Here is a 438-nt window from a genome sequence, read left to right as displayed (position 1 = left end):
GGCCGTACAGGTATCGACAATATTTGTCGTATTGTTGAAGCGGCAATTAATGCAGGTGCAACAACTGTAAATATTCCTGACACTGTTGGTTTCTGCTTACCTAATCAATTCGGTAATATTATTGCTGAAGTACGTAACCGCGTGCCAAACATCGACAAGGCAGTGATTTCCGTACATTGCCATAATGACTTAGGTATGGCAACGGCTAACTCCTTAACCGCTGTACAAAATGGTGCACGTCAAATTGAATGTACTATCAACGGCATTGGTGAACGCGCAGGCAATACCTCTCTTGAAGAAGTGGTGATGGCAATGAAAGTTCGTCAAGAATTTATGAGCGTGGATACACGTATCAACACACAAGAAATTCATCGTGTCAGCCAAATGGTGAGCCAACTTTGTAATATGCCAATCCAACCGAATAAAGCGATTGTAGGT

1 pseudogene is annotated in these 438 nt (G+C 42.5%); it reads left to right on the top strand.

Annotation, left to right across the window (positions count from 1 at the left end):
• Window positions 1-438 (top strand): annotated as a pseudogene (locus ACTHTY_RS12095) (2-isopropylmalate synthase); the annotation flags it as partial.

Source organism: Neisseria sp. P0019.S002, assembly GCF_051957155.1.
GTDB classification, from domain to species: Bacteria; Pseudomonadota; Gammaproteobacteria; order Burkholderiales; family Neisseriaceae; genus Neisseria; species Neisseria perflava.
The sequence above is the reverse complement of the archived record's forward strand: the minus strand, read 5'-3'. Positions and strand labels throughout refer to the sequence as shown.